Annotated in this window: 18 protein-coding genes and 2 pseudogenes; 14 read left to right on the top strand and 6 right to left on the bottom strand. The window is 65.5% G+C overall.

Annotated features, from left to right (window positions below; all coding sequences use genetic code 11):
- Positions 1–157 precede the first annotated feature (157 nt).
- The gene (locus CYU59_RS04355; RefSeq protein ID WP_292976277.1) at positions 158–793 is read left to right on the top strand and encodes a transposase; all 636 of its coding nucleotides are present in this window, start codon (positions 158–160) and stop codon (positions 791–793) included.
- Positions 790–1,341, top strand: a complete 552-nt coding sequence (locus tag CYU59_RS04350) for a DUF6262 family protein (protein WP_292976275.1) — start codon at positions 790–792, stop codon at positions 1,339–1,341. The genes CYU59_RS04355 and CYU59_RS04350 overlap by 4 nt, the downstream gene beginning before the upstream one ends.
- A gap of 117 nt (positions 1,342–1,458) precedes the next feature.
- Here the strand turns inward: CYU59_RS04350 and CYU59_RS04345 are convergent.
- A pseudogene (locus CYU59_RS04345) lies at positions 1,459–2,037 on the bottom strand (site-specific integrase); the annotation flags it as partial.
- Positions 2,038–2,597: 560 nt separating this feature from the next.
- Here CYU59_RS04345 and CYU59_RS04340 point away from each other — a divergent pair.
- The 3 genes from CYU59_RS04340 to CYU59_RS04330 all read left to right on the top strand — a co-directional run bounded on the left by CYU59_RS04340 (position 2,598) and on the right by CYU59_RS04330 (position 4,016).
- Entirely contained in the window at positions 2,598–2,927 is a 330-nt protein-coding gene (locus CYU59_RS04340) for an AbrB/MazE/SpoVT family DNA-binding domain-containing protein (RefSeq protein ID WP_292976273.1), read from the top strand.
- Positions 2,924–3,235, top strand: a complete 312-nt coding sequence (locus CYU59_RS04335; RefSeq protein ID WP_292976271.1) for a hypothetical protein — start codon at positions 2,924–2,926, stop codon at positions 3,233–3,235. Before CYU59_RS04340 ends, CYU59_RS04335 begins: the two co-directional genes overlap by 4 nt.
- Before the next feature lie 289 nt (positions 3,236–3,524).
- Positions 3,525–4,016 carry a hypothetical protein gene (locus CYU59_RS04330; protein ID WP_292976269.1) on the top strand — a complete coding sequence of 164 codons (492 nt, stop codon included), beginning with the start codon at positions 3,525–3,527 and terminating at the stop codon, positions 4,014–4,016.
- A 184-nt stretch (positions 4,017–4,200) separates the two neighbouring features.
- Here CYU59_RS04330 and CYU59_RS04325 read toward each other — a convergent pair whose 3' ends face one another.
- A complete protein-coding gene (locus CYU59_RS04325) occupies positions 4,201–4,539 on the bottom strand; it encodes a hypothetical protein (protein WP_292976267.1) in 339 nt (112 codons plus the stop codon).
- Positions 4,540–5,008: 469 nt separating this feature from the next.
- On the opposite strand from CYU59_RS04325, the gene CYU59_RS04320 reads away from it, so the two are divergent.
- Both CYU59_RS04320 and CYU59_RS04315 read left to right on the top strand, forming a co-directional pair.
- On the top strand, positions 5,009–5,554 hold the full coding sequence (locus CYU59_RS04320; protein ID WP_292976265.1) for a hypothetical protein: 546 nt from the start codon (positions 5,009–5,011) through the stop codon (positions 5,552–5,554).
- Between the two features lie 120 nt (positions 5,555–5,674).
- A complete protein-coding gene (locus tag CYU59_RS04315; protein WP_292976263.1) occupies positions 5,675–5,971 on the top strand; it encodes a hypothetical protein in 297 nt (98 codons plus the stop codon).
- Here the strand turns inward: CYU59_RS04315 and CYU59_RS04310 are convergent.
- Both CYU59_RS04310 and CYU59_RS04305 read right to left on the bottom strand, forming a co-directional pair.
- A complete protein-coding gene (locus CYU59_RS04310) occupies positions 5,965–6,210 on the bottom strand; it encodes a helix-turn-helix transcriptional regulator (protein WP_292976261.1) in 246 nt (81 codons plus the stop codon). The two genes, CYU59_RS04315 and CYU59_RS04310, sit on opposite strands and share 7 nt — an antisense overlap.
- A 61-nt stretch (positions 6,211–6,271) precedes the next feature.
- Positions 6,272–7,471, bottom strand: a complete 1,200-nt coding sequence (locus CYU59_RS04305; RefSeq protein WP_292976259.1) for a hypothetical protein — start codon at positions 7,469–7,471, stop codon at positions 6,272–6,274.
- Positions 7,472–7,569: 98 nt separating this feature from the next.
- On the opposite strand from CYU59_RS04305, the gene CYU59_RS04300 reads away from it, so the two are divergent.
- The 4 genes and pseudogenes from CYU59_RS04300 to CYU59_RS04285 all read left to right on the top strand — a co-directional run bounded on the left by CYU59_RS04300 (position 7,570) and on the right by CYU59_RS04285 (position 10,886).
- Positions 7,570–9,150, top strand: coding sequence for a ParB N-terminal domain-containing protein (locus tag CYU59_RS04300; RefSeq protein WP_292976257.1), 1,581 nt, complete (start codon positions 7,570–7,572; stop codon positions 9,148–9,150).
- A gap of 333 nt (positions 9,151–9,483) precedes the next feature.
- A pseudogene (gene nrdH / locus CYU59_RS04295) lies at positions 9,484–9,702 on the top strand (glutaredoxin-like protein NrdH); the annotation flags it as partial.
- Between the two features lie 126 nt (positions 9,703–9,828).
- A complete protein-coding gene (locus tag CYU59_RS04290) occupies positions 9,829–10,302 on the top strand; it encodes a hypothetical protein (protein ID WP_292976255.1) in 474 nt (157 codons plus the stop codon).
- Entirely contained in the window at positions 10,299–10,886 is a 588-nt protein-coding gene (locus tag CYU59_RS04285; protein ID WP_292976253.1) for a hypothetical protein, read from the top strand. Before CYU59_RS04290 ends, CYU59_RS04285 begins: the two co-directional genes overlap by 4 nt.
- Before the next feature lie 20 nt (positions 10,887–10,906).
- Here the strand turns inward: CYU59_RS04285 and CYU59_RS04280 are convergent, their stop codons facing one another.
- Positions 10,907–11,377: a hypothetical protein gene (locus tag CYU59_RS04280; RefSeq protein WP_292976251.1), complete on the bottom strand. Its 471-nt coding sequence runs from the start codon at positions 11,375–11,377 to the stop codon at positions 10,907–10,909.
- Positions 11,378–11,431: 54 nt separating this feature from the next.
- Positions 11,432–11,902, bottom strand: coding sequence for a hypothetical protein (locus tag CYU59_RS04275; protein WP_292976249.1), 471 nt, complete (start codon positions 11,900–11,902; stop codon positions 11,432–11,434).
- A 299-nt stretch (positions 11,903–12,201) separates the two neighbouring features.
- Here CYU59_RS04275 and mobF point away from each other — a divergent pair, with 299 nt between their 5' ends.
- The 3 genes from mobF to CYU59_RS04260 all read left to right on the top strand — a co-directional run bounded on the left by mobF (position 12,202) and on the right by CYU59_RS04260 (position 24,334).
- Positions 12,202–18,045, top strand: a complete 5,844-nt coding sequence (gene mobF / locus CYU59_RS04270; RefSeq protein WP_292976247.1) for a MobF family relaxase — start codon at positions 12,202–12,204, stop codon at positions 18,043–18,045.
- Between the two features lie 359 nt (positions 18,046–18,404).
- Complete coding sequence (locus CYU59_RS04265; RefSeq protein ID WP_292976245.1) at positions 18,405–21,617, top strand: helicase-related protein; 3,213 nt, start codon at positions 18,405–18,407, stop codon at positions 21,615–21,617.
- Positions 21,614–24,334, top strand: coding sequence for a DUF1156 domain-containing protein (locus CYU59_RS04260; protein ID WP_292976242.1), 2,721 nt, complete (start codon positions 21,614–21,616; stop codon positions 24,332–24,334). Before CYU59_RS04265 ends, CYU59_RS04260 begins: the two co-directional genes overlap by 4 nt.
- The last annotated feature ends 29 nt before the right edge of the window (positions 24,335–24,363 follow it).

The following is a 24,363-nucleotide window of genomic DNA, read 5'->3' as shown; positions in this document are numbered from 1 at the left end:
AGTCACAGCGCCCGGTCGGTTATCGCCACACCGGCGGCGATCTGCATCGCGAACCCGCGCCCGGAATCGTCCCAGCACCAATGCAACACGAACCCGACTGCACACGGCCTCTGCGGACACAAGCCGCTCGTATGCCCAACGTCACGCGGATGCCGGAGTGCCGATCGACGTCCTGGCCGAACTGCTCGATCACCGAAGCTATTCCATGACCCGCCGCTACTACCGCATCGGCGAAGGCCGCCGCCGCGACGCCGTCGACACCGTCACCGCGCTGAGCTTCGACCGGCACGGCAACCGGATCTGGCGCGACGCGCAGATGCTGTTGGATTCCGAACGCGCCCGCCACGCTGTCGGAGAGGTCGCCGTGCCCTACGGCACCTGCACCGAGCCGACCAACGTCAAAGCCGGCGGCGGAGCGTGCCCGGTCCGGTACCGGTGCGTGGGCTGCGACCACTTCCGCACCAACGTGGCGTTCCTTCCCGAGTTGCAGGTATACCTTGATGATCTGCTGCGCACCCGAGAACGGCTGGCCGCCACCGTTGATGGCATTGATGACTGGGCCCGTGCCGACGCCACTCCGACTCAGGAAGAAATCACCCGGGTCCGGCGGCTGATCAACCGAATCAAAGGCGATATCACCGGCATCGACGAAACCGAGCGAGCCCGCATCGGTGACGCCGTCGCCATCGTGCGCCGTCACCGCGCAGCCCACACGGTGCCGCTCGGTATGCCCGTGCTCAGCGTCACCCCGCCCGCACTACCCACCACACCTTCTTCGGAGGCCAGTGCATGACACTCACCACCAACGCTCATACTCGGCCGATGCTCGCCGGCCGGCGCGGCGACTCGATGCGCCGCCGCCAACGGGTGCTGGCGGTGCTCGACCAGGCCGCCGCCGCGGGGGACCCGATCAGTGCGTCCGCAATCGCTCGCGCGGCTGGAGTCGACCGCACATTCCTCTACCGGCACCGGGACCTGCTGGAGAAAATCCATGCGCTGCAAGCAGATCCAGTCCCTGACGTGAACAGCGATCACGCGGTCACACGCGCGTCGCTGCGGACGGATCTGCTGGCCGCCCACGAAAGAGCCGCCCGCCTTAACAGCCGCATCCACCAACTGGAGAAGCGGCTTTCCGAGGCGCTCGGCGAACATACCTGGCGCGAGTCCGGCCTCGGCGCCCCCGCCGACATCGACGCGCTCCACCAGCGCATCACCAAGCTCGAACAACACAACCTCGACCTTCAACAGCAACTCGACGAACGCGACGACGACCTGACCGCCGCCCGCGCCGCCAACCGAGAACTCATGGCCCGACTCAACACGCCGAGCCGGCCACGATGAACCGCGGCGAGCCCGCTTGCACCACACCTGTTGCAACCGATAGCATTTCGTCACCAGCTTCCAAGCTGCGCAAACTCAGAGAACCACGCTGCCGCACGGGGACTGAGCCCTGGAGAATAACCCATACGAGTAGGCCAGGTTAAACATGACAGCATCGCGGTAGGCCGGCAACCAGCCCTTGCGTGAAGAGGCGGCGATCAACACGACTTGGTCGTCGGCGTGGTCAAAGAAATCCTGCAGCTCCTTCTTGGTGAATGCACGCTTGGCCGGCGATTGTTCGTTGTCTTGCACGTGTGCGGCGGTGTTCCACTCGAAGAAGACCTGCGCGGGGTGACTACCGAATCTCTGCTCGCACACCCGGTCCCAGGCGTAGTCGGGATGACTGACGTAGGAGCAGAACATCCGCAACGCGTTCTGATACCCGCGGATCGTCGACTGCCTGCGCCGCGATATCGAGCGCAGGTCGCTGAAGAACTCCTCGACCATCGTTGGAGTCCACGTCCACGGAAATTCGTTGGTATACGCCAGGAACCGCTCCACGAGTCGGATCCGCTGGTCGATGGTGTCGTGTGCGAGGTTGCGACACAGTTGCTGATTGCGCCAACCGTCGAGCATCTCCCGAACCGTCTGTGCCTCGGGATGAAGCAGCGGAACAGAGTCAACGACGTAGAAACGGCCGCTCTTGTCGACGGGCAAAACAGCCTCCCGAGCGTGTCTCGTTTGATGAGTTATTGAATCAATCAATGAATCATTACCACATCGGAGCACGTCAGCGCTAGGCATCTAGGACAGGCCGTGCAGGCTATCGGCAGAGGGCGAAGACCTACACCGGTGGAGTCCTACTACCGAGGACACCGACATCGCAGGTCAATGCCCATCTCAGAACGTCAACAGCGCCACTCGCCGGCGCAACCGGAGACGAGGAAGATGATTCATCTGCTGCAATATGCAGACTAATTTCATGGATAATGACAATTATCCATGAATCTGCCGAACCATGCTGAGCTGCAGCTGAATTGGGCTAGTAAGACAGCCCAATGCGTCACTGTGACGAATGGGCGCAGGTAGGGTTTTCCTTCGAGCTACAGATCGCCGCGCACTATAGTTATCGAGAATGATGACAACAGCATCGCCATGGCATGCACCCGAATCGGAATATTCAGCGCCGCGTGATTGACCATACCGATGCTTATCGGCAATTCCGTTTTGCAGCATTACCGCTTTACAGTGTTACGGCAAAGTGGGATTATGGGGCCATGGCTTTTCATGGTTTCGTGGCGGTCCAGGGCCGCGGTCTCGTTGCTCTGCCGGCCGAGGTGCGTCGGCGGCTGCACCTCGACGAATCGGGTGCCCAGGTCGAGATCACCGAGCGTGAAGACGGGGTGCTTGAGCTTCGGCCAGCGCTACCGATTCCCGCCGATCAGCGGTGGTTCTGGCAGGACCGCTGGCAGCAGCGGGAAAAGGAAGTCGACGAGCACGTGGCGGCCGGACGAGTCACCGTTCACGACGACGGCGACGCCTTCCTTGATCACCTGGATCACCTCGACGACCAGGCCCAGGCCGACGACGCCCCGCCTCAGCCGTGAAGTTCGAGACCACTCCTGCCTTCGATGCCGACTACCGCAAACTGAAGGCTGAGCACCGAGCGACCTTCCAGGACGTGGTGAGAACGAAGTTCGTCCCAGCCTGCGATGCCTACGCCGCCGATCCGGCCACTCCGTGGCCGCGATCGCTGCGCGTCAAGTCCGTGCAAGGCGCGCCCGGCATCTTGGAGATGACGTGGTCCTTCGCCAGCCCTGACGGGCGGGCCACATTCGAATTAGTCACGGTCGCTGGCGAATTGCGCTGTCGGTGGCGTCGCGTGGGAGACCACGACGTCTTCAAATCCCCCTAGGGCGCGACCGAACGTTCTTCCACCGGTCGGCGCCCTCCAACCCCTGATTTGTCACGTGACGACTGACGCCTAGTGCAGCTGTCACGGTCGAGGAGCTCGTTGTAGATCTAGACGACGCGTAACTCGAAGGGAATGGCGACAGAGTCGCCGTTGTCGAGGGTTTGGACGAGCACGCGACGGCCGTTGGTGCCGCCACTCATTCCGTCGAGCAGCGCCCCGCCCCCGGCGTATTGTGCCTTCTCATGTACATGATGATGTGCATATACTTGGACCTATGGCTCCTCGCGATGTGCTGTCGGTTGCCGAGTTCCGGAATGGGTTGGCAAAGTACCTGGCGCTCGTCACCTCTGACCGCCGAGCGCGCGTCTTCGTCGGCTCGCGCCGAAAGGCCGACGCCGTCGTGATGTCGCCTTCGGCAGACGTACCACCCCAGATCCAGGAGCGACTGCTCAGTGCTTTCACTGCACGGGCGGCCCAGCACATCCTTAGCGACTCCGATGGCACTATCGGCGCAGTGGTCGGTATGACGACCGGTGATATCTTCGCCTGGCTATGGCGCACCAACCCCGACCAGGCCGTGTACCGCATCGCCGACATGATGGCCCACATCCATGTCCACCAGCCCGGGGCGAATCCGTCGTTGCGGTTCGACGATGTCTTGGACGGTCTCGAACGCGCAATGCCTCCTGATTTCACAGCGAGCGAGTTCGCACTGTTTCGGGCCGAGTGCGTAGCGCGCGTGCCCAACTTTTACGCTCAAGTGAACAACCCGGAAATCTAGCTACCGGCGCCAAGCACGCCCCGAAATAGCTCGTGCGGTGGGTTTTTCGGCAGCGATGATAGAAATCTGTTGGCGTGCAGTAGCAGAATCATCAGCCATGCGGCTAGCAACCACGCGCTGGACCGGGCACGCGTTCCGGGTGTTCGGTCTGTCAGCGGGGATATCGTGCTCTGTTGGCGGTGTCCTACACGAGATGGCCGCTGTCGGGAAACCAGTCGGCCCGCCGGCTCTTGTTCCGTGGATCGTCGCAGTTTTCGCGACGTCGCTTTCCGGCCTCACCGCCACAGCGATCTTCGTCGTCTTCGCCGCCAGGGGCCGAAACGTTGCAGGCAACAATCGGTCGCTTGGCCTGACTTCTAGGCAGGCGCGACGACTCAGTTGTCAGTTCGCGCAGGCCGGGGTCCACATCTCGCCTGCACGCCTGCGCGCCATCAACGCCGGCGCGGAAGCAACCGAGGCCGAACTCGTCGATATCGAATTCGGTTTGATTGCAACAGATCCCGACCACGACGCTCTGCTGCATTCCGGCCAAACTCGCCCCTACGGCGGTCCCACGACGTAGCTACGGCGGCAGGCGCAATAAGCATGACAAGTCGACTACCGATCGAAGCGCTTCCCGACGTCGATATGCGAGAGGGGTGGTGGGATCACTTCGGCGGTTTTGGCTGGTCGGACAAACGCATTGCGCTTCGGTGTCAGTCGGCAAACGGTCTACGACTATTGCTGTCGCCTCGGAATCACTGGTCGTACAGCATAATTCAGGGGGTAAAAGGCATGCTCGTCGCCGTATAGCTCCGCGAAAGCTGAGCCCGCTGACGGCTTAGACGCACGCGAGCGCCCGAACCTCGCGCCGTGACGGGATTGTGCGTCGACGAACGAGGACCGTTTCAAGCACAACCCGCTAGATGATTCGTTTGCGAAAACGGTTGCGGTATAAGGCAATTCAAGGATAGTCTGTAGCCTATAAGCAACACTTCCTGAAAGGCAGGCGCATGAAGACCCGACTCACCGAAGCCCACCTGGCCCCCGCAGCCCTCATCAGCCACACCATGATTCGCATCCAAGGCGCCCAGGACGGCGACATCGCTGTCCAACACGCCTGCTCCCCCAGCGCCCGGCTGCGACTGCAGTGGGGCGGGATCTTGATGACCATGATCTCGGCGCAGGCCTGCCAGGGCGTGCTCGAAGGGTTCAGCGCCGCGCGATCGGCGATGGCACTCATCCCCCGCCAGATCCCCGCGATGTCACCGGTGGCGGACTCCTTCGCCCGGCCGACCGTCGCCATCGACTGGACGCGTCGACCCGCCTACGCAGTAGTCCCTCGCCGCGAGCTCTCCCGCGACCGCGCCCGGCAAGTGCGGTGGCTAGACTTGTGCATGGGGCCAGTGACGTTCCAGATCCTCGACCAGGCCGGGTGCCGCGGGGCCGTCGAGCTTCTCCAGACGGCGCACCGTACAGCCGTCCAGGTATTGCTCGACGGTCCTGAGCATGCTCAGGACCCAACCAAGGACGACTACACCCCGCCACCTGTCGGCTAGCAGTTATCCACAGACGGCCCCCGCGCCGGGTCTGTTATCCACAACAACGGATGGCAGGCCCGGCGCTTGTCGTTGCAGGCCCCACAATCGGCGTAGTTCCTACACCCCAGGAGGCCTATCGTGAGCGTGCCCTGGTCGCTGACCAACGTCGAATCCGCCCGGATCGACTCCACGATGGGCATAGCAAATGACCACTGCTCTGCAGTTACCGCCGTGCTGATCGCCGCCCAGGACGCCGTCGACCACGCCGCGGCGATAGCAGCCCCGTCAGCCTGCCTCGAGCTGCGTGCGGCCGACGAGCTGGTGGCCCTCATCCATTCGGGCGCCTGCGAAGACGGCAGGCCTGACTTTGCATCGACGCGTGCGCTGATCCAGCGCATCGAGTGGGCCCGCCACAACAGCGCGCCGCCTTACTGAGCCGCAACCGTTCGTAGAAGGTCGCCAGGAGCGACACCGAGGCTCTGAGCTAGATGCACCAGCACGACAACGGTGGGGTTTTTGCGGCCACCCTCGATGTGGTTGAGGTGTGGACGCCCGATGCCCGCCTGTTCGGCAAGTTCGGCCTGGGTCAGCCCGGCCTGCACGCGGTGATCACGGATGGCCGCGCCCAGAGCGCAGAGGATGAGCGATCCGTCGTCGGCGGGTGCCTGTTGCATGACGATCCCTTCCCAGCGGCGTTGCCCATAGGCTACACCGCTGCTGGCTGATCGCGCGTGCTCAGAACAGCACCTCATTCGTAGTCGCCTCCTGCCACCACGTCTGAAATCCGGGGCGTTCCTTGTCCTCCACCACGGCCGGGCACACCGCGTAGAAATGCTCGAGCGCGGGAAGCTGCTCTGAGCGCGCACGAACAACATGGCGCACGATCCCGTCGACACCCACGCGCCGCTCGCCGGGGAGACCGTGCAGCTCGTCGTTCATCTGGTCGAAGCTGCCGCGAGCTATCGTGCGAACCGAGCGAGCGGTGATTCCGCGGCCGTGGGGTCGCGCCGACGATCGTCGTGTGAGTCGACGCACCTCGTAGATGGCGTGCTCCGATTCGTCGAGCATCGCGCGATACCGGGCTTGAACATCGGTCAGTCCGTCGCCGGCCACGAGGGCTGCGGCCGAGCTACCCGCGATGAGCGTCTGGCGCTCGTTGAGGGTACGCGCGACGGTCTCCAGGAAGAGCGCGAGAGCGCCGGCTTGTGGGTCGCGCCGGTAGCGTTCGACGATGGCCTGTCGGCCAGCAGCGGTGGTCATTGCGAAGACGCAGTACGAGCACGCCGACTTCGACCACCGACGTCCGGTCATCTCGGCGATGAAATCCGCGCACCGGCTGCGATCCCAGGACCAATCGATCAGCGGGTACCACCCCGTCCGGCGCTCGGTGTTGAACAGCACATCCTTTGCTGCCCTGGCACTTTCACCTGTTTCAAATCCGAGAACGTGGCGGTACCGACGCCCGCAGGTCACCGTCGCGATCACTGGATCGAGGCAGTTGCCCTTGGCGTGTACCGAGCACATGCGAGCACCGCCGAGTTGAGGAAGCGTGCCGGCCGCGAGCATCTCCTCGGACAACTTGTAGCCGTCGACATAGAGCCGCTGCGGGGCGGTGGAGTCGTCGAGGACCGCGACGCCCTGGCCGCTAGAGGTCGTCTTGCGTTGCGAGCGACCAACTTGAATGAACCGAACCCGGTGACGACGCAGTTCGGGAAGGACGGCCGCCTCAACGTCGCACAGTGTCTGATCGAACTCGTCACCAGTATGCGCTGTGATCACCACGAGGTCCTCGAGGTCGAAGTCACGACTGGAGGGGTCGGTCAGCCAGCGCAACAGGATCGCGGTCGAGTCGACGCCCATGCCGTAGCTCATCACGACCGCTGAGCCGCAGTCGCTTTCGGCGATTCCAGGAAGTGGGTTGGTGGCCCAGTCCATCGAGAATCGTCTCCTCTAGTTGTTCGAATGGTGTTGCTTATAGGCTACATCATGGTGTAGCCTATAAGCAACACACTGTTCGAGGAAAGGATCACCCAATGACCGCCACTTCCCCCGCTCCCGAGCTGATTCATCTGAGCCCCAACGAGGTTGAGATCGAGGATAACGTGCGCCTTGATCCGCGCCTTGACCGCGACTTCCTGGCCTCCATCCAGGAACACGGCGTCTTAGTCCCGGTGCTGGCCGTGCGCATCGACGGGCAGGACAAGCCGTTCGTCCGCGAAGGCCAGCGCCGCATTCAGGCGGCTCGTCAGATCGGGCTACAGACGGTGCCGGTGTATCTGCGTAGCGTCGATGGAACCGAAAGCGCCGTTCGCGCCCAGCGCGTCATCGAGCAGATGGTGACCAACGATCACCGCGCCCCTCTCACCGAGGCTGAACGAGCACGCGGCATCGCCCAACTCCTGTTGGACGGGGTGTCACCGACCAAGGTGGCCAAGGAACTGTCCACCACCAAGGACGCCATCGCCGCAGCCAAGGTGGCCATCGAATCGCACACGGCCATGAGCGCCCTGGATGCCGGACAGCTGAACCTGGTGGAGGCCACCAGCTTCGTCGAGTTCGACGGCGACGACACGGCCCAGGCCGAGCTGATCAAGGTGGCCGGCACCGACCAGTTCGACCACCGCGTCGCTCAATTGCGGGCCGAGCGCGAAGACCGCCGCCGCTACGAGGAGACGGCGGCCGCATTCAGTGCGAAGGGCTACACCGTGCTCGAACACCGCCCCGGCTGGTCGGACAAGGCCTACATCCCCACCGGCTATCTCCGTGACGCAGAGGGCGAACCCCTGACCGATGAGAAGGTCGCGGAGATGGACCCTCAGCATTGGGCGGTCGTCCTCGAAACCGCGGAAGTCTATCTCGACGTCGAGACCGGTGAACCCGTGAACGAAGACGACATCGACTTCGACACCGCCGACGATCCCACCCTGGAGCCGGCCGAGGGTTACCGGCACATTCACACCGTCACCGAGACCACCGATTGGCGCCCCGAGTACTACTGCTGCAACCCCCGCGGGGCGAAGGTCACCATGCCCGACTGGGCGGCACGCCAGTACGGCTTCGACGCCGATCGCCTCGCCGATGCGGGCGACCCCGACGGTGCGGCCGAGCGGGAACGGGCTCGCCAGGAGGAGGCCGACAAGGAGCGCGCCGAGCGCCGCAAACTCATCGCCTTGAACAAGCTCGGGGAGGCAGCGGCGATCGTGCGCCGCGAGTGGGTGCGCGACAAGCTCCTGTCCCGTAAGACCGCCCCCAAAGGCACAGCCCTCTACCTAGCCGAAGTCGTCGTCACCCGACCCGATCTGTTCAACGACTACCACGGCCAGAAGCTCGCGCCCGAACTCCTCGGCCTGGCCGACACCGAAACCGCGAAAATGGCCGTCGCCAAGCTGCCCGCCACCGGCGACGGACGGGCATTGGTGATCCTGCTCGGCATGGTGCTCGCCACGACCGAGGCCCGGACCGCGAAGGACGCCTGGCGAGGACCGCAGGACATCACGAAGACCTACCTGCGCTTCTTGGAAGACAACGACTACACGCTCAGCGACATCGAGCAGGTGATCCTCGGCAAGCGAAAAGCCGACACGCTGTACCGCCAGATTTGTAAGGAGGACTAGCGCCACTCCCCAGGGGCCCCGCGGGAGAACACCACCGCCCCGGGGCCCCTGGCATTTCTGCAAAACTGCAACAACGCCACTAAGAAGCACAGACGACGATTTATTTCTCGTCACTAATGGAGCCAATATCTAAAGTTTTTAATTCGACTAAAGGCTCCCGCCAACGCAAGCCGACCTAAAGGAAAAACGCCGTACTTAAGACCCGATAGAAGCCATTCCTGATATCTCCATAAGAATTGCACTAATCGGCCTAAAACCGTTGTGCAAGAACATATTAAAGCTTAAAATAAGCATTATGGATACCGCCATTCCGAGATCAAAGGAGGCATTTAAATGACCGTCACGCTTTACACGAAGCCCGCCTGCGTTCAATGCACAGCCACCCGGAAAGCTCTCGACAAAAACGGGCTCGAATACGACGTTGTGGACATTGCCGAGGACCCCGCCGCGCGCGATTACGTTATGAGCCTGGGCTACCTGCAGGCCCCCGTGGTCATCGCCGGCGAGCAACACTGGTCCGGCTTCCGGCCCGACAGGATCAAAGCGCTGAGCAATCCTGCGGTATTTGCCATCAGACGCAACGGCCGTGTCGGCGTGAACACGCATTCCAGCCGCCAGGGCCACGCCACGGCGGCCGAATCGGCCCATCTCTACTAAGCGATTAGGACGAAACCAATCATGAGCTACTTCGCCACCATCACCGACGACTCCCAGCCCGATGGGATGCCATTCTGGGAGTCCCCCGAGCAGCCGACCGCGAAGTCCGCCTTCGACCTCGCAGAGCACCACATCCACCGGTCACAGCCCGACGATGTCATCGCACCCATCGACGGCTGGGGCGAATACGCCGTCTGGAACCAGACCGATGGGGTGCGTTCGACGCGGGTGGCGACGCTGACCGTCACCACCACTGACTACTCGCCTGCCCTGACGCGTGACCCGCGCGTGGTCGGTGGCCGCTACCGCAGTCACCACTGGGACAACGAGTACACCGTCGATGCGATCACGTTTGATCCGCACGGCTGGCTCACGTCGGTCACGGCGACCGACAAAGGCGGAACACGCACCCACGGCACCTCCTGGGACCCGCGCGATGAAATCCTGATCGACCCGCGCACCGCCCCTCACGACGACGCGACGCGACAACCATGACCGCGCAACGCCTTCGGGTAGGCCAACTCGTCAGCGCCTGCGATGCCGACGCCCTGGCCGAGCGCTCCCCGACCTACAGTGTGCGGGCACACCACGGCATCGTGGTCGCGCTCGCCGAGCGCCAGGCGGTAGTCAAATGGATTGACTACCGCGGCCTGCAACACGACCCCTGCGGTGTGCCCGTGGCAATGCTGTGCGCCGGCACTCTCGACGCGGCGGCCCGCACCCGCGTCATCCACTGCCGCCGCACCGACACCGCCAGGCCCGACCTCACACCGGTGGTGGTGCCACCGGCCGCCGATCCCACCATCGTGATGCGTGAACTTCGCATCACCTCGACGCGATCCACCGAGAGCCCGACCGGGCTGGCGTTTCACACCGTGCACGACGCCAACGTCGCCCTGCATGCGCTGGCCGACGCCCAAGAGGCATTCCAGTCCACCTTCGGACCAGACCCCGCCAGCGCGGTCTCGGGCGCCGATACCGTCGTCGTCTACCGCATGCTCTACACCACGGTTCACCGGCTCGAGCACCGCGCCACCGCCGGATCCAGCCGCCCGGCGTCTACCGCCCTGGCCAGCTGACCCGCACGCGGGCCACACATTCACCACAACGTCGGCGCATCACCGATCAGCACCGCCTGCACTGCGTCGCGATCCCATCCGCGCTCCCGCAGCACCGTCCGCAGCGCCACCGACCGCTCACGGCGCGACCGCAGTCCGTCGCCACCAATCACCTTGCGACCACCACCGCGCCGCATGCGCGCCATCCGGCGCATATTGTCGCCCTGGTCGCCGATCACCACATGACGTCGCGGCGCATCCGCGCCGCACACCTTCACACACAGCGGCATGTCACACTCGTGCAACCCGAACTCGTCCGACGCCAGCGGACTGCCTAAAGCACGCGCCAGGGCGTAGCGATGCGGACGTACGCAGATCCCGCTGCCCCCTCGATAAATGAAAAACCGGCCGTAACCGTCCGTGCCGATCGCGCCGACGAAAAAATCACAGTCATCAAACCCCGGGCCGCGCACCACGAAAGAATCGAAACGCCGGCACTCCTCGGCGTGCACCGCGGGATCGACCCACAGCGCAGCTGCCGCGCCTTCGCCTCGCACGCTGCCACGTTAAGCAAGCCCACCGACACCGCCCGGGCGCGCCGCGTCCTCGCCCGGCGCGCCCACCAACTGATCGTCGGCGGCCAGCGCCGCGTCGAGCGCCGCGCTGGCCGCACCTAGTGCATCCGGCGGCGTGACCGGTTGTGCGGCCGCCGATTTCAGCACCGCACGCACCTCGCTGACTTTGACGCCGACGAGTTCGGCGATCCCGGCCAGCGTCTCCCCGCGATCCAGCATGCGCGACACCGCTGCCGCGCCCTCCTGGCGGTGCTCGTGTCGACGCCGCTCGCCTTCTGCGTGAATCTCAGAGACACGGCCCTGCTCCCATTCGTCCACGGCCGCCAGCCGGCCCACCTCGACCAAAAACGACGCCGCGTCATCGACGTTGAGCCGCTCATGCTCCTGCCGAGCCTCGTTGGCCCGAGCCTGCGCTTCGCGAACCTTCTTGCGCGCTGCGTTTTTCGAGTTGATATTCGCCATGGCCGCACCTTACGGCGCGGTCAACCCGCGTCTCTACCATCACCCACAACATCATCCTGTCCCCTATTGTCCACATCCACCGTTTCCCAGTCCATCACTGCCCCAACACAACTCGACCCGCACCCACAACCCGATCACCAGAGCACACCGCCACCAACCGTTTTCGACCAGCCTACGAACCACACACCTCTTGCATTAAGGTCACGGTTTGATAACGACCTCCGGAGCGATGCGAGACACGGCGTCAACCCAGTCCCTAACGTGCGCCTGGAAGGGACAGCGCCGCAGTGACAATGACGATGCACAAGCTCACTGCCGGAGACGGGTACCAGTACCTCATCCGGCAAGTCGCGGCTGTCGATTCGACCTCGCGCGGCAAGGCCCCGCTGATCGACTACTACTCCTCCAAAGGAGAGTCCCCGGGCCACTGGGTGGGCTCCGGGCTGGCCTCGCTGGAGTCCACCGGCGCACGCTGGGTGCCCGACGGCGATGTCGCCGACGTGTGGGCCGTCGACGCTGGCTCCCAGGTCAGCGAAGCTCAAATGAAAGCGTTGTTCGGAGAAGGGTTGCATCCCAACGCCGATGCGATCGCCGCCTACGTCACCGCGCGGGGAGTGCACGGCCTCGCGGCCGGCGAAGCCACCAAACTGGGCCGCCGGTTCTACATCCGCGATGGCGAAACGACCTTCGCCCGCGCCCTGGCGGTGGCCTACCGCGACCACAACACCGAAGTCGGCGCGCACTGGAACGCGCCCATCGATGCGCCCACCCGCGCCGCGATCCGCACTGTCGTCGCGCGCAGAAAGTTCGCCGAACAGTATGGCCGCGCGCCCGCCGACGACCGCGAACTCACCGGCTACATAGCGCGCGAAACTCGGGCGCGCACCACCGCGGTCGCGGGCTACGACTTGACCTTCTCCCCGGTGAAGTCGGTGTCAGCGTTGTGGGCGATCGCACCCATGGACGTCGCGGCGGTGATCGAAGAATGCCACGACGCGGCCGTCGCGGACGCGCTGAAATGGTTGGAGACCCACGCCGCGTTCACCCGATCCGGCACCAACGGCGTCGCCCAAGTCGACACCACCGGACTGCTCGGCGCGGCCTTCACGCACCGCGATTCACGCGCCGGTGACCCCGATCTGCACACCCACGTCGCGATCTCCAACAAGGTCGCCACCGTCGATGCGGACGGCGTCATGCGTTGGCTCGCACTCGACGGCCAGCCCGTCCACCAGTTCACCGTGGCCGCCTCCGAGCTGTACAACACCCGCCTGGAAGCCCACCTTGGGCAGCGTTTGTCGCTGCGGTTCGCCGACGTGCCCGTCGAGGGCCGCAACAAACGCCCGATCCGCGAAATCGTCGGCATGTCGACCGAATTGATGACCGCGTGGTCTTCGCGGCGGATCGCGATCGAATCCCGCACCGCCGAGCTGGCCAAGCAATTTCACGCCACCCACGGTCGTGAACCCACCCACGTCGAGACCATCGCGTTGGCCCAGCAAGCCACCCTGGAAACCCGCGACGCCAAGCACGAGCCGCGCTCGCTGGCCGAGCAACGCCACACCTGGCGCACCCAAGCTGTTGAAGTCGTCGGCGGCGTCAAGGAGCTGACGGCGATGCTCGGCTCCATCCTGTCCACCCCGCACCTGCGGTTGGATGCCACCGACGACGCCTGGATCGCCGCGCGCGCCGCGCAGGTCATCGAGACCGTGTCGACCACTCGGGCGACCTGGCAGCGCCATCACGTCTTGGCAGAGGCGCAGCGCGTGGTGCGCGGCACCGGACACGCCGCCGACACCACCCTGGCCGACAAAATCACCGACGCCGCCCTTGCCGAACCCCTCTCCGTGCCCCATATCGGTGAGGGCGACGCGGAGATGGGCGAACCGTCGCGGCTGCGCCGCCGCGACGGGGCCAGCGTCTACACCCGCCACGGCGCCACCACCTACACCTGCCGCGAAGTGCTTGCCGCAGAACGACGTATCGTCGCCGCCGCCCAGCTCGACGGCGGCCGCACCGTCACCGCCGCCGACATCACGCTGGCCTTCGCTGACTCCGCCGCCCGCGACAAGCCGCTCAACGAAGGCCAGCTCGCGCTGGTCCGCGACATGGCCAGCAGCGGCCGCCGCGTGGCGCTGGCGTTGGCACCCGCCGGCACCGGCAAAACCACCGCCATGGCCGCGCTGTCTCATGCGTGGCGCTCCTCGGGCGGCACCATCGTCGGCCTCGCCCCGACCGCCACGGCCGCCATCGAGCTCGGTGAAGACCTCTCAGCGGCCACCGACACGATCGCTAAATACGTGTGGTCGGCCACCCCAGGCGGCACGCCCACCGGCTCGACACCACCGGAATGGTTCCGCGACGTCGGACCCCAGACGCTGATCATCATCGACGAGGCGGGAAAGGCCGGCACCCTTGATCTCGACGCCGTGATCACCCACGCGCTGGCCCGCGGCGCCAGCATCCGCCTGGTCGGCGATGACTGCCAGCTCGGCTCCATCTCCGCCGGCGGTGTCATGCGCGACATCGCCGCGACCACCGACGCGCTGACTCTCTCCGAGCTGGTGCGGTTCAGCTCGACCGCCGAAAGCGCTGCCACACTGGCGATCCGGGCCGGAGACCCCTCCGGGCTCGGCTTCTACATCGACCACCACCGCGTCCATGTCGGCTCCGATGACACCGCCGCGGACATGGCCTACACCGCCTGGGCCGCCGATCTCGACGCCGGCAAAGACAGCATCCTGCTGGCCCCCACCAACGACATCGTCGACACCCTCAACGCCCGCGCCCGCCTGGACCGGCTGGCCGCCGCTGACCCGAAAACCCTTCACGGCAAGGAAATCATCTTGTCGGACAAATTGGCGGCATCACCAGGTGACCTGATCCGCACCCGACGCAACGCTCGGCGAATTCACGTCGGCCGCAAAGACTATGTGCGCAACGGCTACCGCTACCAAATCATCGAAACCAACGACGACGGCAGCATCAAAGCGCGACACCTGGGTAGCGGAACAATGGTGCGCTTGCCCGCTGATTATGTGAAAAAGCATGTGACGCTGGGCTATGCAGCCACCATCGACTCCGCGCAAGGACTCACCGCCGGACACGCCTGCCATATCGTCGGTGCGGGCACCCTTTCCCGGCAACTGCTTTACGTCGCTTTAACCCGGGGGCGGGTGGAGAACCATATCTATTTGTCCACCGCCGAATCTGATCCGCACCGCGTCATCTCCCCCAAAGCCACCCACCCCGAGACCGCGGTCGACGTGTTGTCGGCGACGCTGCGCCGCGACGGCGCCCAAATCTCAGCGACCACGGCAGCCCGCGAGGCCGCCGACCCGTTCGCCCGCCTCGGTCCCGCCGCGGCCATGTATTACGACGCCCTCGGTGAAGCCGCCCACCAGGCCGCCTCCCCCGCCGCGCTGGCCCAGCTGCACATCACCGCCGACCAGCTCTACCCCGGCCTGACCCGCGCCCAAGCCTGGCCGGTGCTGTGCAAGCACCTGGCCATCCTCGCCGCAGACGGCCATGACCCGCTCGCCGCGCTCACCACCGCAGCCACCCAAGACGAGCTGTTCAGTGCCCATGACCCCGCCGCTGTCGTCGACTGGCGCATCGATCCCACCGGCGCCCACTCCAGCGGGATCGGGCCGCTGCGCTGGCTGCCGGCCACCCCGACCCTGCTCGCCGACGACCCACAATGGGGCACCTACCTGGGCGCCCGCGCCGATCTGGTCACCGAGCTGGCCGACCAGATCCGCGACACCGTCATCGGCCACTGGACACCGGCCACCGCCCCCGTCTGGGCCAAGCCGGTCCTGGCCGCCAACCCCAAGCTGGCCGCCGAAATCGCTGTCTTCCGCGCCGCCCACGACGTCGCCGCCGACGACACCAGCCTGCTCGGCCCTCCGCAGTACGCCGTGCGCGCCCACGCCATCCAAACCATGCTCGAACACCACGCGCAAGCGGCGCTGCGGACTCAGTACCCGCACGCCCGCCGCTTCGAGCAGCTCATCGACTCGATCAACCCCCGCATCCGAGCAGACGGGCATTGGCCAGGGCTGGCCGCCCGCTTGGCGCAGGCCGCTACCAGCCGCCCCGACCTGCCCACTCTGGTGCGCGCCGCCGCGGCCGCCCACCCGCTGCCCGACGAACTGCCCGCCGCCGCGCTGTGGTGGCGCCTGTCGGCCGAGCTGACCTCCACAGCCACCCTTGACACCCCGCACACCGCACTGCGGCCAGCGTGGATCACCGATCTGCACAACGTCTTTGGCTCCGCAGCCGCCGAAGCCATCCTCGCCGACCCCGCATGGCCGGGCCTGGTGTCGGCGGTCAACGCCGCCGACTCCACCCGATGGACACCGGCCGATCTGCTCAACGTCGCCGCCGAACACCTCGCCGACATCGACCCAGACCACGCCATCCCCACGTACCAATACGCACGCGCCATCACCTACACCGTCGACCTGTTCGCCGGCCACCACGACCACCTCGACCACGACATCCCCGACCGCGCGCCCCTGCACCCCGAGGACGAAGAACAATTCCCCCCCGACCCAGCACAGCCCAGGACCGATATGCCCGTCACCGACCTCACCATCACCGAATGGGACCCCGAATCCGTTGCGCCTGACCCGCTCGACGAGATCGCCCACAGCGCCGACGAACTCGGCGCCCTGGACTTCGCCGACCTGCCCCGCCAGCGCGTCGAGCCCCCTCCACTTCCCGACGCCCTGGTCAACGTGCACGCTCTGCGAAGCCAGTACCAGCAGGCCCGCACTGACTACGCCCAGCTTCGCGACCGCGTACGCATCGGCGATGGACCCGCCATGCGCGAAGCCGGTCCCCGCATCACTGCCCTGCGCGCCCGCGCTGACGCCGATCGGCCCTATCTGCTCGCAGTCCAAGACGTCGTCGCCCAGTGGGCCGACGCCGAAGACGGCTACGCCGGCGTCGTTGCCAGCGTCGAATGGGCCCGCGAACAACTCGCCCAACTTCAAGCCCAGCCCGACGCGGATCCCGACGACATCACGTCGGCGAAACTAGACCTGCGCTGGCGCACCATGGAATTGCCCTCGATGACGCCCGCCGAACGATTCCAGGCCGCGTTGCATCACGCGCTCGCCGAGCGCGCCGCTGCCGCTGGCGGCGCCGAGCACATCATCAGCGGCGATGACGTCGACAAACTGATCGCCGACGTCATGGGTGAAGACGACCGTGCCGTAGCGGCCGCCCGCCGGCAGTGCACGCTGCTGCGCCGCGACCTCGACCGCGCCGAACTCACCACCGCGGCCGCTTTCGCCGCGGCCGAAATCCGCTCCGCTGAGCACATCGCCGCGCAACTCGACGAACTCGACGCCGAGCTGCGCGTCCTCGACGCAGCCAGCCGCTACCAACCGCTGCGGCCCCTGCCGATCACCCCGAGCGCCGTGACCACACTGGACCCCGCCGACGCCGCAGCCCTCACCAGCACCGCCGCCCTGCCCTTCGCTGTCACAGTCCTGGATGCCGCACCCTCCGACGAACGCACGGCCGCGTTACGAGTCCTGCACGACGCCGCGATCGGCGCCAACCGAAACGTCCTGTGGTGCAGCCCAACCCAGGAACAAGCCGCTTCGGCTGTCGCAGACCGCGTTGCCACCGCGGCGGCGACCGTCGCGGACACCCATGCAGAGATCCTCAGTGGCCGGGGCGCGCTGGCGCCGGGAACGCTGATCATCGTCGACCATGCCGCCGATGCAGACCCCGCCGTGCTGGCCGACCTCGCTGAGCGCGCCGCCGCTGACCAGTCCGGGCTGATCCTGCTGGACACCACCGGACCGACATGGCCGCCCCAACCCTCCCGCCAACTTCTTGGCGCGCTTGGCTCCGAGCTACCTTGGACAAAGACCTTGGGCGCCTACCCCCGCTCCGAAGTCATCGCCGGCGGCACCCCGCCCGACCTCGATCCCGCCCTGGCTCAGGGCCGCCGACTGCACGCGAGCCTGCGTGACGAGCACCTGACCGACCGCATCGCCCGCAGCGATCAGCTCCGCGCCAAAATCCGCGCAGCCTACAAACGCCACATCGACAGCACTTGGCTACGCCAGCGCGGACCCGCCCTTGAGCAGCAGACTCCGCAGCTAGGCCTCAGCGACGACTAGCGCGATCTTCTTGCTGAACGCACGAGATCGCGCGGCCGCTACGCACTGAGCCACCAGCTCGCGTTTCCGCAGAGCGCAGCATCACCGCACCCCGCCCGATTTACACTCCCAATACCCACGCATTGAACGTCCAATCCCCGAAAGGCGGCAATGGCCGTTAACAACCCACCCGCCGACGCCATACCAGTCCCCAATGAGGAAGCAGCCAGGGTCCGTTGCTGCGAAACTTCCGTTCGGCGCGCTTTGCCACGACGCCGCGCGGCCGGCAGCGCGAAACGCCCCTAATAGCTGAATACCTTGGATCATTACAGCTTCGGGTTCACACGGGCCCGCACCGTGCCCGTGGATAGGCAGTGCCAGTGACGTCGTTTGAGCGCGGCCAACGAGTACGTGTCTGCGCCGCAGGAGTCCCAGAATTCGCTACGATCCGTTTCGCGATCGCAGGCGACGATCCGGGGTCGTGGGATCTGATCCTTGTCGGCGATGACGACCGACGCCACGAAGTGAACCTTCGCGCTGGTGACTTAGACACAGTGCGCCCTCTTGTCTCAGACGGGCACGGCAACTCCGCGCGCGTGTTGGCCGCGATGTGGACCCAGTGGATGGCGGCCGCTGCCGCCAATGCCGAGACCAGCGCCATGGCCGCCATGCCGCTGAAGCCCTATGCACATCAGACGACAGCTGTTTACGGCGCGATGCTGCCCCAGCCGCTGCTGCGGTTCCTGCTGGCCGACGAGCCCGGCACGGGTAAAACCATCATGGCCGGGCTCTACATCCGGGAAATGCAGCGCCTCGGCCTTGTCCGCCGCGGGTTGATCGTTTGCCCCGCGAACCTGGCCACCAAGTGGGTCGACGACTTCTCCCGCCTCCTGGGAGGCGGTCTGCGGCAGATCACCGCTGCCACCATCCGCGAAGACGCGCTCAATTCGAATGACCTGTGGGTGGTCTCCCTCGAGCTCGCGGCGGTCAATCCCGCCGTCCAAGACGCCCTGAGGCCAGATAAGGCCGGGTGGGACCTGGTCGTCTTCGACGAAGCGCATCGACTGACCCCCACCGCGGCGGGCTTCCACCAGGTTGGACGGTTGCTCGCCAAGAACACCCCCCGCGCCCTGCTGATGACGGCCACCCCCCACCGCGGCAAGGAATGGCTCTTCCGGCACTTGCTGCACCTGGTCGACCCCGACATCTACCCCGACCCCGGCACCGATCCCAATGTGGCGCTCTCCCCGCTACGCCCCGGCCCCATCCACTTCCTGCGCCGCATGAAGGAAGACCTCGTCGACTACGACGGCAAAACCCGACTCTTCAAGGGCCGCACCGCACATAACCACAACGTCGCGCTCTCCCAACTCGAGTACGGCTACTACCAAGCCGCACTGGACATGGTCGAGCAATTCTTCCCGCCGGCCGCACAACCGCTAGCGCGCATGGTCTATGGCAAACGGGCTGCATCAAGCCTGTACGCCCTGGCAGAGACTCTGCGCCGCCGCTCAGCCCATATGGGCCAGATGAGCGAAGCCGAAGCCGCCTTGATCGCCGAGAGCCGTGGCGACGGCGACGAAACTGAAGTCGACGAAGCCCGGGTCGTGCACACGGCCTCTACGGCCACCCGCGCCGAGCGCACCGCCATCAGGACATTGGTGGACCGCATCGACGCGACCCTCTCCAACACCGACTGGCAGCCCTCCAAGTGGCGCCGCCTCACCGACGAATGCCTGGCCCCTCACGACATCCTGCCCGGCAACGGCGAGCAAGCCGTGGTCTTCACCGAGTACGCCGACTCGGCGCAATGGGTCGCTGAACGGCTCCGCGTTCAGGGCTACAGCGCACAGATGTATTCGGGCCGCCAAAGCAAACCTGATCGCGATGAAGTCCGAAAAGCGTTTATGCGCAGCGAATTTCAGGTAATCGTCACCACCGACGCCGGCAATGAGGGTATCGACCTGCAGGCAGCTCACGTGCTGGTGAACTACGACATCCCGTGGTCACTGGTGCGGCTTGAACAGCGCATGGGGCGTATCCACCGGGTCGGCCAAACCCGCGAGGTGTACCTCTACAACCTGGTTGCCACCGACACCCGCGAAGGTGACACCCTGCTGCGCCTGCTCGACAACTTCGTGACGGCCGCCAACGAACTGCATGGCCAAATGTTCGACAGCCTCTCAGCGGTCGCCGAAATCACAGGTGTCGACTACGACCGCTGGCTCACTGACCTCTATGGCAACGACGAAGCCAGAAGACGGGCTGCCATCGAGGCAGCCCGCGCAGTGCAGGCCCAAGAGCTGGCCCGCGCGGCGCGCCAGGTCCGCGACAACGAGCGACGCCTAGCCAGCCAGGTGGACGCCGTGGCGGCGTTGACCCTGTTGCAACGCGACCTGTTCGCCCGGGTCAATCCAGCCATCGTCGAGGCCTATCTGGACCGGTTGGCCAAAGCAGCCGTGCTGTCGGTGACACCAACAGCCGCTGGCCCCGGATTTCTGCGGTTGGCTGCGGTCACCGGGGCGCTTCCCCGCGGGCTGGGCGGGGCGGCTGACGCGCACGTGGCCACCAGCGGGGAGGCGGTCCTGGCCGCCGAAGGCAGCATCGACATCGGCGACACCATCACCCTTGGACCAGGAGAGCCGGCCTTCACAGAGTTGATCGAACTGGCCGAAAGCCAGCTGGCCGAGGACCTGTATCAGTCTGGGGCCGTTGAAGATCCGACAAGCCTCACGCCGTATGACCTGTACGCCTATGAAGCGACGATGACCGAAAGTGACGGCAAGCGGGCCAGCGTGTGGGCCACGCTGATCAAGGTCGATGACGGCGGCAACGCGCGAGCGGTGCGGTGGGAGACACTGGCGAACCTGGTCGCTACCGCCGTGGCGGGAACCACGATGCACCCCGGACGTGAGAGCCGGGCCGCCGAGGTGGCCCGCGCTGTGGCCGAGACGACCGCCACCGAGCATCGCCGGGTGCGAATGGACTGGTTCGCCCAGGCCCGCCGGGATCTGATGAACCTGCCGATGAGCCTGACCGACGGCATCGAGGACCGCGAGACCCGCCTGGCGCTGCGCCGGCAGTTCCAGGCGCAGACCACCGCGCGCATCGCCGAGCTGGAGCGCCTGACTGCGGTGACATTGACCGAGCCGAAGCTGGTGGGACGCATTCGTGTCCTCGCGGCCGCCGATGACGGGGTGCAGGCGGAGATCGACGCCGAGATGGTGTCGATGCGCCATGTGCAGCAGATGCTGGTGGCTGACGGCTGGACTGTGGATGACGTGCACACTGAAGGCCGTGGCTATGACCTGGAAGCCCGGCGGCATGCCCAGGTCCGTCACGTGGAAGTCAAGGGCGTGCTCGGAAGTGCGGCGAGCACCGGCATCCGCATGACCGGCAACGAGGTGCTCATCGCCACCCAGCATCGCACCAGCTACTGGCTCTACGTCATCGATGAGTGCGCTGACGGCGCGGGACGGTTCTTCGGCGCCTACCAGGACCCGGCCACCCTGTTCTCCACCGACATGAAAGGGGACGCGATCTTCCGCGTCTCGGGATCCAGTTTGAAAAACGCGCCGGGAAGCAACGTATGACCAGGATGATCGAGCGCTGGTTTCCCAGCGCGGAGGTGTCAGCCAACAGTGATCGCGGCTGGGGATCGGGCAATGCAGAGATCTCGCTGTTCATGTGGTTCGCCAAAAGACCTACCGCGCAAGCGAAAGCAGCCACAATCTGCTCACTGCTCAAATGGCCTGACGACGAGAACGAACAAAAAGACCTACAGGACCTCGTCCGCAAGGCAATGACCGGCCGCTACGCCGCCTACAGCGAACTGCGCAAAAAGATCGCTGAGGCCAATCCAGCTGGCGCTTCCACGCTCGACCCCTTCTCGGGGCGCGGCATGATCCCGTTGGAGTCCGCCCGCCTAGGCGTAGAAGCCCACGCCGTCGACTACAGCCCCGTCGCGGTCCTGGCCAGCCACCTGCTCACCCGCGCCCCGTTCCAGGACTGGACCGGCGAACCGGCACTACCGTTCGGACCCGATACCGAGGTTCTGGCGACCTCTCCAACAGATCGTCTGCTACATGACCTCGATGTCATGTTCAGCGAACTCGGCGAGCGTCACGCAGCGGCGATGAGCGAGTTTTACCCCCGTCACGATGGCGAAATCCCTTGGGGCTACCTGTGGTCGGTCACCATACCCTGCCAGGAATGCGGCCACAGATTCCCGCTCATCGGCTCCTACGAGCTGACCCTCGCCCGCGGACAGCGCGATGCAACCTCATTCCACATCGGCACCGACCGCGCCAACGGCACCTGGGAAGCGATCGTCAGCGAAGGGCCACCGACCCACACACCGACACTGTCGAACGCGATGCTCGACGGCAGAAAGATCGCCGGCAAGAGCGCGGTCTGCGTGTTCTGCGCCCACCCACACCCCTTGGCGATCCATCGACGGCTACTGCAGGAAGGCTACGGCGAAGATGCCCTCGTGCTCGCCGCCGACATCACCGCCGACGGACAGAAAGCCTTCCGGCTGCCCACCGCCGCCGAACTCGCCGCCGCCCAGGCCGCCACGGCAGCACTGGCCAACGAAGCACCGTTCACACCATTTCTGCCCGCAGTCCCAGACGAGGGAATCGCCCCCGGCAACAACAACATCATCGGGCCCAGCATCTACGGCGCCCGCACCTACGGCGACTTCATGGTCGACCGCCAAACCCTGTCCTACGTGCGCATGGCGCGGCTAATCAACACGCTCGGAACCGAATTGGCTGCCGCAGGCCTATCGACAGACTACGTCAGAGCGCTAACCGGTTACGCCACCGCTGTCGTGGTCAAAAAACTACGCCGCTCCACCCGCGGAGCCCGCTTCCAATCCAAAGGCGGCGCGCAAGTCGGCGATCTATTCGTTAACGAAGGCTCCATCACCTTCTCCCACGATTTCTTCGAAGCCAGCATCGGCGAGGGCCCAGGCACCTGGGCCTCAATTTCGGACAACGTCCTAGCGGCCTGCCGTAACCTCTTCGCCGACCTACACGGTGTACCAGCCACAGTCACCCGCGGCAGCGCTACCGAATTACCTTATCCCGCGCGATCGTTCAGTGCCGTCGTGACCGACCCGCCCTACGATCAGATGATCGCCTATGCCGACGCATCCGACCTGTTCTACGTCTGGCTGAAACGATGCCTACACAACACATGGCCCGAGCTGACCATCACCGCCGACCCCAACGGCGCGCAAGAAAAAGCTCAGGAGATCATCGTCAAACGCGTCCGCGGTGAGGCCCCCGACGAACACCGCACCCGCGAGCACTACGACACCCTGATCGCCGACGCATTCGCCCATATGCGAAACGTCGTCCGAGACGACGGCGTGGTCACCATCGTCTTCGGACACGGCGAACCCGAAGTCTGGCAGCGACTACTGCGCTCGATCGAACGAGCCGGCCTCGTCATGACCGGATCATGGCCCGCCAACACCGAATCCGGCGGCCAACAGGGCAAAGCCAACATCGAGACAACCCTGACCATGGCCTGCCGCCTCGCCCCCACAAACCGACCCTCCGGCCGCAAAGGCACGGTCGACGCAGAGATCAAAGCCGAGGTCAAACTGCGCTACCCCGACTGGGAACGCTGGGGACTCGCGCCCGCAGACATGCTGATGGCCGCCGCCGGCCCAGCCATGGAAGTCGTCGGCCGCTACAGCCACGTTCTGGACGCCCGCGGCAACCCGGTCGACATCTACACCTTCCTGCCGCTCGCCCGCGCAGCCGTCCAGGACGCGATGGCCGTCGAGATCAACCATCAACCACTGGAATCGTTCGACGCACGCACACGCTTCGCCCTGTGGTGGGTACGACTCTACGGCCGTCAAGTCCAAGCCAAGTCCGAACTGCGCTGGCAGACCCTGGCCTCCGACCTCGACCTGGCACAAGTCCGCGACCTGGTCCGCGACGCCAGCAGCGGAGTCCAATTCGTCTCAGCCGCAGACTATTCCGAGCCTATCAACGCAGAATCGGCGACGATCGACGTAGCCCTTGCCCTCGCCCACGTCTCCGAAGACGGACTCGACGCCATCGGCTCTGTTCTCGCCGCCGCGAACCGTGACAGCGGCGATTTCTACCTCTGGTCGGCAATCCAATTCCTCGCCGACCGACTACCTGACAACGACCCCGACGCAGTCGCATTCACCCGCGTGATGCGCACCCGCGCCAGCGTCGGCACCGCCGTCTCCGCGGCCGCAGTCGCAACCAGCGCCGCCAAACTGCAAGCGCGCGACGCAGAAGACCAATTCAAACTACTGTGATCACCCCCCCAACCACGCCAGGAGGCCGG

This window comes from Mycobacterium sp. (assembly GCF_002863225.1).
Classification (GTDB): domain Bacteria; phylum Actinomycetota; class Actinomycetes; order Mycobacteriales; family Mycobacteriaceae; genus Mycobacterium.
This window is presented reverse-complemented; position numbering and strand designations above follow the sequence as displayed.